We start from the raw sequence: 7,878 nt of genomic DNA, 5'->3' as shown, positions 1-7,878 counted from the left end.
CATGTTCACGCCGACCAGGTTGTACTTGCCGTTCTCGTAGAACTCGCTGGAGGCCACGTCCAGGCCCAGCAGCACATCTTCACCGGCGGTATAGCCGGCCTTGCCGATCGCTTCGAGGATGGTGTCCAGCGCTTCGACGTTGCTGCGGAAGTCCGGGGCGAAACCGCCTTCGTCGCCGACCGCCGTGCTCAGGCCGTGGCCCTTGAGCACCGACTTGAGCGAATGGAAGATTTCCGTGCCGGCGCGCAGCGCTTCGGAGAACGAGGGGAAACCGACCGGCAGCACCATGAACTCCTGGAAGTCCACGTTGTTGTCCGCATGCGCGCCGCCGTTGATGATGTTCATCATCGGCACCGGCAGGGTCACGTCACGGCCCTGCGCCAGGTACTGCCACAGCGCCTGCTTCCTGGACGCCGCAGCGGCGTGGGCATTGGCCATCGACACGGCGAGCAGCGCATTGGCACCGAGACGCCCCTTGTTTTCGGTGCCGTCCAGGTCGATCAGGCGACGGTCCAGGGCTTCCTGGTCGGCGGCATCGAAGCCCTTCAGCGCGGTGGCGATGGTGGTGTTGACGTTGGACACGGCGTTGCGCACGCCCTTGCCCAGGTAACGGGTCTTGTCGCCGTCACGCAGTTCCACCGCCTCCTTGGTGCCGGTCGAGGCGCCCGACGGAACCGCGGCGCGGCCGAACGAACCGTCCTCCAGGACAACGTCGGCTTCCAGCGTGGGATTGCCACGGCTGTCGAGGATTTCACGGGCGTGGATGCTGCGGATCGTGGTCATAGCGGGCCGGTTACCAGTCAGAAAGGGGAAACGCCAAAGGACAGCGCCGAAAACGTGCCGCGTGATTATCCCTGCCCGCCCCCCGCTTGCCAAATCGGCGTGCTGTCACCGATCAGCACCTGCGTGGACGCGGTGCGCGCCAGCAGCGCGGGCAGCAGCAGAACCGCCGCCAGCAGCGCGAGCAACGCCAACCCCACCGCGCCACCGGCCCGCTGGCGGCGTAGCCGGAACGACAGCACGATGGAGACCAGCGCGGCCAGCACCACCGCCGCCGACAGCGCCAGGGTGAACAGCAGGTACGGCTGCGTGGCCTGCATGGCGTGGCTGCCGTCGCCGGGCATGCCCACGCTGGCCATCACCAGGATGGTCAGCATGAAGGCGCAGCCCCACGCACCGACGCCCAGCACGAGCGCCGCCCAGCCCCACGGCCAGGCATGCCAGTGCCGCCGCTGGCGGCGCGCTTCCAGCGCCGCCCACGGGTCCATCGTCATGCCTGCAGCGGGGCGCCGCCGGCCTTGCGCTCACGCGCGGCGCGGATGAAGCCGATGAACAGCGGGTGGCCATCGCGCGGGGTGGACAGGAATTCCGGATGCGCCTGGCAGGCCAGGAACCACGGATGCTGGTCGCGCGGCAGTTCGATCACTTCAACCAGGGTGTCGTCCATCGACTTGCCGGCGATCACCAGGCCGGCGTCCTCCAGCTGGGTCCGGTAGCGGTTGTTGAACTCGTAACGGTGGCGATGACGCTCGGACACCACGTCCCTGCCATACAGCTCGCGGGCCAGCGTGCCCGGCTTCAGGCGCTGCTCCTGCAGGCCCAGGCGCATGGTGCCACCGAGGTCGGAGCGCTCGTCGCGCTTCTCGACATCGCCGGTGGCGGTACGCCATTCAGTGATCAGGCCGATCACCGGGTTCGGCGACTGGCGGTCGTTCTCGGTGCTGTTGGCGCCCTCCAGCCCGGCCACGTGACGGGCGAAATCGACCACGGCGGCCTGCATGCCGTAGCAGATGCCGAAGTACGGAACGTTCTGCTCGCGGGCGAACTGCGAGGTGAGCACCTTGCCTTCAAAGCCACGGTCACCGAAACCGCCCGGGACCAGGATGCCGTCGACGTCCTTCAGGGCGCCCATGTCGGTGCCTTCCAGGTCCTGCGCTTCCAGCCACTTCAGGTTGACCTTGGTGCGCTGGCGCAGGCCGCCGTGCTTGAGCGCCTCGCCCACGGACTTGTAGGCGTCCTGGTGGTCCACGTACTTGCCGACCACGGCGATGGTGACTTCATCGAGCGGATGCAGCGTGGCATCCACGGCGGCCTCCCACTCGGAGAGGTCGGCCGGACCGGCCTTGTCGCCGAGCTTGAACTGGTTGATGACGATCTCGTCCAGCCCCTGCTCGTGCAGGCCCATCGGGATGCGGTACAGCACATCCACGTCCGGCACGCTGATCACCGCCCGTTCGGAGACGTTGGTGAACTGGGCGATCTTGCGGCGCTCGGACTCCGGCACCACCTGCTCGGAGCGGCACAGCAGCACGTCCGGCTGGATGCCGATCGAACGCAGTTCCTTCACCGAATGCTGGGTGGGCTTGGTCTTCAGCTCGCCGGCGGCGGCGATGTACGGCACCAGGGTGAGGTGCATGAAGAGCGCCTTTTCCGGGCCACGCTCGGTACGCACCTGGCGGATCGCCTCGAGGAACGGCAGCGATTCGATGTCGCCGACGGTGCCGCCGATCTCGACCAGGGCCACGTCGAAGCCTTCGGTGGCTTCATCCATGCAACGGCGGATCTCATCGGTGATGTGCGGGATGACCTGGACGGTGGCGCCCAGGTAATCGCCACGGCGCTCCTTGCGGATCACGTTCTCGTAGATGCGGCCGGTGGTGACCGAATTCTTGCGGCTCAGGCGGGTGCGGACGAAGCGCTCGTAATGGCCCAGGTCCAGATCGGTCTCGGCACCGTCGTCGGTGACATACACCTCACCGTGCTGGAACGGGCTCATCGTGCCCGGATCGACGTTGATGTACGGATCGAGCTTCATCATGGTGACCCGCAGGCCACGGGCTTCAAGGATGGAGGCGAGCGACGCGGCGGCAATGCCTTTGCCGAGCGAGGACACTACGCCGCCGGTTACGAAGATCAAGGGAGTCATGGCTGGGGGTGTCCTGTCAGGAAGGGGGAAACGACGCCGGCGCGCAGGGCGACGGACGACGCAAAGGGGAAAGACGGAGAGATCCAGCCGCAGGCTGCGGAAACGACACGCGCCGGGGGCAGGATCGGGGGAACGGTTCGGGGTCCGGTCGGCGAGGTCGGGAGGGCCGTGCCGGTCGCCGTGCGGACCGTCACCTCCTGCCTACCCTGCTGGCGATCGCGCACGATCAGGCCAGTCCATTCGCTGATGGATGACACGCACTGCTCCCGGAAAGCCATAGTTTACAGATTGGAGGCCCCAAGCCCAAGGCCCGGGTGGCCGCCTTCACAAAAAAAAGACGCCCCGGCAATGCCGGGGCGCCTGTGTCGGCCCGGAATGGGTCAGCGCTTCTTTCTCGCTTCCTCTTCCTCTTCCTTCTGCGGGGCCTGTTCGCCCCTGGCCTTCATCTCGGCGGTGGCAGCGGCCCGGCGCTTGGCCTTGGCCTCGGCCTCGGCCTGCGCCTTGTCGGCCTGTTCGCCCTGCTGCGGCGCGGGCTGGCCCTGTCCGGCGTTCTGGGCCAGCGCCAGCGGCACGGCCACGACGGCGGCGGCAATGGCAACGATGGTCAGCAACTTCTTCATGGGTGCTCCTCGCGGTATCGGCTTGGGTGCGGGCGCCGGGGGTCCGGTTCCAGCCTGCACAGTCTATCGCGCCCCGGTCGGCCGCCCCCTGAACGTGCGGCGTGCAAAAAAGCCGTCCAGACCGCAAACTTCGCCGTCGCTTTGCGCTTTATGAAGACAGATGAACGCCCGCTATAACGCCGCCGATATTGAAGTCCTGTCCGGCCTGGACCCGGTCAAGCGCCGCCCAGGCATGTATACCGACACCGCGCGCCCGAACCACCTGGCGCAGGAAGTCATCGACAATGCCGTGGACGAGGCGCTGGCTGGCCATGCCCGCACGGTCGAGGTCACCCTGTTCAAGGACGGCAGCTGCGAGGTCAGCGATGACGGCCGCGGCATGCCCGTGGACATCCATCCGGAGGAGAAGATCCCCGGCGTCGAACTGATCCTGACCCGGCTGCATGCCGGCGGCAAGTTCAACAACAAGAACTACACCTTCTCCGGCGGCCTGCACGGCGTTGGCGTCAGCGTGGTCAACGCGCTGTCCACCCTGGTGGAAGTGCACATCAAGCGCGATGGCAGCGAACACCGCATCACGTTCCGCAACGGCGACCGCGCCACCCCGCTGGAAGTGGTCGGCAGCGTCGGCCGGAAGAACACCGGTACGCGGGTGCGCTTCTGGGCCGACCCGAAGTACTTCGATACGCCCAAGTACAACCTGCGTGCCCTGCGCCACCTGCTGCGCGCCAAGGCGGTGCTGTGCCCCGGCCTGACCGTCAAACTGCGCGACGAGGCCACCGACGAGCAGGACACCTGGTATTACGAGGATGGCCTGAGCGACTACCTGAAGGCCGAGCTGGGCGAGCGCGAGATGCTGCCGGCCGACCTGTTCGTGGGCCAGTTGAAGAAGGACACCGAGGTGGTGGACTGGGCCGTGGCCTGGCTGCCGGAAGGCGAGCTGGTGCAGGAGAGCTACGTCAACCTGATCCCGACGGCCCAGCACGGCACCCACGCCAATGGCCTGCGCACCGGCCTGACCGAGGCGCTGCGCGAGTTCTGCGACTTCCGCAACCTGCTGCCGCGTGGCGTCAAGCTGGCCCCGGAAGACGTCTGGGACCGCGTGTCGTTCGTGCTCTCGCTGAAGATGACCGATCCGCAGTTCAGTGGCCAGACCAAGGAACGCCTGTCCTCGCGCCAGGCCGCCGGCTTCGTCGAAGGTGCCGCGCATGACGCTTTCAGCCTGCTGCTCAACCAGAACGTGGACATCGGCGAGAAGATCGCCCAACTGGCCATCGAGCGCGCCAGCGCGCGCCTGAAGACCGAGAAGCTGGTCACCCGCAAGAAGGTCACCCAAGGCCCCGCCCTGCCCGGCAAGCTGGCCGACTGCATCAGTCAGGACCTGTCGCGCACCGAACTGTTCCTGGTCGAAGGCGACTCGGCAGGCGGCAGCGCCAAGCAGGCGCGCGACAAGGACTTCCAGGCGATCATGCCGCTGCGCGGCAAGATCCTGAACACCTGGGAAGTCTCCTCCGGCAGCGTGCTGGCCTCCGAGGAAGTGCACAACCTGGCCATCGCGATCGGCTGCGACCCGGGCAAGGACGACATCAGCGGCCTGCGCTACGGCAAGGTGGTGGTGCTGGCCGATGCCGACTCCGACGGCCTGCATATCGCCACCCTGCTGACCGCGCTGTTCCTCAAGCATTTCCCGGCTCTGGTCGATGCCGGCCATGTATTCGTGGCGATGCCGCCGCTGTTCCGCGTGGACGTGGGCAAGCAGGTGTTCTACGCGCTGGACGAGGAAGAAAAGCGCACCCTGCTGGACAAGATCGAACGCGAGAAGATCAAGGGCCAGGTCAGCGTGACCCGCTTCAAGGGCCTGGGCGAAATGAACCCGCAGCAGCTGCGCGAGTCCACCATCCACCCCGATACGCGCCGCCTGGTGCAGCTGACCATCGACGATGGCGAGCAGACCCACTCGCTGATGGACATGCTGCTGGCCAAGAAGCGCGCCGGCGACCGCAAGCAGTGGCTGGAGAACAAGGGCGACCTGGCTTCGCTGGACGCCTGATCCGACAGCACGCCCCCCTGGAACAGCCCGCCGTCCGGCGCGCTGTTTCGTTGTGGGACGGGCCCGGACATCGCCCCTTCATCCTGCGCGCAGGGCGATCGGGTAGCGTGGCGGTCCCTCGTCTGGTGGAGCCCACATGCATTTCGATTCGACCTTGCGCCTGGACAGCGCCCGCCTGGTATTGAGCCCGATCCGCGCGGACGACGCCCCTGCCCTGTTCGCGATCCAGTCCGATCCCGACGTGATGCGCTACTGGAACCACGCGCCGTGGACGGACCTCGCCCAGGCGCAGGCGCAGATTGCCGACGACCTCGCCGCGATGGCGGTCGGCACGCAGCTCAAACTGGCCATCCGCGACAGCGCGCACGGGCCGCTGCTGGGCATCTGTGTGGTATTCGCGATCGACGCCGCATCCGGCCGCGCCGAGATCGGCTACAACCTGGCCCCGCAGGTCCAGGGCAAGGGGTACATGCGCGAGGCGCTGACGCGGCTGGCGACCTACCTGTTCGACGAACGCGGCCTGCGCCGGCTCGAAGCGGAGATCGATCCGCGCAATGCCGCATCGGCGACGGTGCTGGAGCGGATCGGGTTCCAACGCGAAGGCCTGCTGCGCGAACGCTGGTGCATCGCAGGCGAGCTGTCCGATTCGGCGCTGTACGGCCTGCTGGCACGCGACCGCGCAGCCTGACGCGCACGAAAAAGCCCGCCGGTCGGCGGGCTTTCCCTTCCAGCCAGGCGGGGCCCGGCGCTTACGCCCAGCCGACCAGCTCGAACAGTTTCAGGATCAGGTAGGCACAGCCGCCTGCCGCCGGAATGGTCAGGATCCAGGCCCACACGATGCGCTCGATCACACCGAAACGCAGCGAACGCGGGTTCTTGGCGTAGCCCACGCCCATGATCGCGGTGGAAATGCTGTGCGTGGTCGACACCGGCATGCCGAAATGCGCGGCCAGGGTCAGAATGGTGGCCGAGCTGGTTTCCGCGGCGAAACCGTGGATCGGATGCAGCTTGACCATCTTGTGCCCCAGGGTCTTGATGATCTTCCAGCCGCCCGACGCGGTACCGGCGGCCATCACCACCGCACAGGTCAGCACGATCCACATCGCGATGCCGTCACCGGCGTGCGCGTCCGGGTGCATGAAGGCCAGCCAGGACGGCAGGTCGTTCAGCGCACCGGTCGCCTCGGCGCCGATCAGGGTCATGGCGATGATGCCCATCGTCTTCTGCGCGTCGTTGTGGCCGTGGGCGAAGCCCATGTAGGCCGCCGACACGATCTGCGCCTTGCCGAAGAAGGCATTGACGATGCGCGGACGGGCCATGCGCCCGAGCCAGCCGCCGACCTTGGCCATGCCCGCGATGATCGCCCACAGCAGCAGCATCACCACGATGCCGAGCAGGAAGCCAGCGATCGGCGAGGTGATCATCGGCAGGAACACCTTCCACAGCAGGCCCTTGTTCTGGGCCCAGGTGCCGATCCGCTCGGACCAGATCAGGGCGTCCCAGTTGTTGTGGGCCGCGGCCAGGCCGGCACCGCACAGGCCGCCGATCAGCGCGTGCGAGGACGACGACGGCAGGCCTTTCCACCAGGTGATCAGGTTCCAGATGATGCCACCCAGCAGGGCGCACAGGATCACCTGCGGGGTCACCTCCACCACGTTGGTGTTGAGCAGGCCCGAGGCGATGGTCAGCGCCACGGCGGTGCCGGTCAGGGCGCCGATGAGGTTCATGAACGCCGCGAGCATCACCGCCCAGCCGGGCGAGAGCACTTTGGTCGCCACTACGGTGGCGATGGAGTTGGCGGTGTCGTGGAAGCCGTTGATGAACTCGAAGACGAGCGCGGCCAGGATCACCACCAGGACAAGGGTCAGCATGCTGTGGCGTCCGTCAGCTGTTCTTCAGCACGATCTGGTACGCCACCACACCGGCCTCGCGGCAACGGTCGATGGCTTTTTCCAGGATCTCGAAGAACTCCTTGAGCAGGAACATCTGCAGGTTGTCCAGACGGCCGGAATAGATGTCGCGGTACAGCTCGAGCATCAGGCGGTCGGCCTCGTTCTCCAGCGATCGCAGCTTCTCGTTGAGCGCGGTCATCCGGTCCAGATTCATGTGGCGCAGGTCATTGACCATCTCCACGACCACGCTGGCGGCCTGCTCAAGCATCGCCGCGCGCGGCGCGAAGTCGATGTGCTCCAGGTGGGCGGTGGCCAGCGAGTAGCGATCGGCGAACTTCTCGATCTGCTTGGGAATCTTGTACAGCGCCGAGCCCAGCGCTTCGATGTCCT

Annotated in this window: 8 protein-coding genes; 2 read left to right on the top strand and 6 right to left on the bottom strand. The window is 66.8% G+C overall.

All coding sequences use genetic code 11. The annotated features are described in order from the left end of the window. From eno to ACPEH1_RS20275, 4 genes are all read right to left on the bottom strand, one after another. Positions 1–783, bottom strand: a 783-nt coding sequence (gene eno / locus ACPEH1_RS20290) for a phosphopyruvate hydratase (protein WP_423716301.1), incomplete at its 3' end; no start/stop codon positions are given. A 65-nt stretch (positions 784–848) separates the two neighbouring features. Then, positions 849–1,274: a hypothetical protein gene (locus ACPEH1_RS20285; RefSeq protein ID WP_017355624.1), complete on the bottom strand. Its 426-nt coding sequence runs from the start codon at positions 1,272–1,274 to the stop codon at positions 849–851. Further along, on the bottom strand, positions 1,271–2,926 hold the full coding sequence (locus ACPEH1_RS20280; RefSeq protein WP_017355625.1) for a CTP synthase: 1,656 nt from the start codon (positions 2,924–2,926) through the stop codon (positions 1,271–1,273). Before ACPEH1_RS20280 ends, ACPEH1_RS20285 begins: the two co-directional genes overlap by 4 nt. A 380-nt stretch (positions 2,927–3,306) precedes the next feature. Beyond that, positions 3,307–3,546 carry a hypothetical protein gene (locus tag ACPEH1_RS20275; RefSeq protein ID WP_017355626.1) on the bottom strand — a complete coding sequence of 80 codons (240 nt, stop codon included), beginning with the start codon at positions 3,544–3,546 and terminating at the stop codon, positions 3,307–3,309. Between the two features lie 160 nt (positions 3,547–3,706). On the opposite strand from ACPEH1_RS20275, the gene parE reads away from it, so the two are divergent. Both parE and ACPEH1_RS20265 read left to right on the top strand, forming a co-directional pair. Then, positions 3,707–5,596 (top strand): DNA topoisomerase IV subunit B, encoded by a 1,890-nt coding sequence (gene parE, locus ACPEH1_RS20270; protein ID WP_136006368.1) that lies wholly within the window; start codon positions 3,707–3,709, stop codon positions 5,594–5,596. 136 nt (positions 5,597–5,732) lie between these two features. Continuing rightward, entirely contained in the window at positions 5,733–6,284 is a 552-nt protein-coding gene (locus tag ACPEH1_RS20265) for a GNAT family N-acetyltransferase (protein ID WP_136006366.1), read from the top strand. Between the two features lie 61 nt (positions 6,285–6,345). On the opposite strand, the gene ACPEH1_RS20260 is transcribed toward ACPEH1_RS20265, so the two are convergent. Both ACPEH1_RS20260 and ACPEH1_RS20255 read right to left on the bottom strand, forming a co-directional pair. Continuing rightward, complete coding sequence (locus tag ACPEH1_RS20260) at positions 6,346–7,467, bottom strand: inorganic phosphate transporter (protein WP_136006364.1); 1,122 nt, start codon at positions 7,465–7,467, stop codon at positions 6,346–6,348. A gap of 13 nt (positions 7,468–7,480) precedes the next feature. After that, on the bottom strand, positions 7,481–7,878 hold a 398-nt coding region (locus ACPEH1_RS20255), incomplete at its 5' end, for a DUF47 domain-containing protein (RefSeq protein ID WP_423716300.1).

This window comes from Stenotrophomonas sp. NPDC077421, assembly GCF_049545505.1.
Lineage (GTDB): Bacteria > Pseudomonadota > Gammaproteobacteria > Xanthomonadales > Xanthomonadaceae > Stenotrophomonas > Stenotrophomonas nematodicola.
The sequence above is the reverse complement of the archived record's forward strand: the minus strand, read 5'-3'. Positions and strand labels throughout refer to the sequence as shown.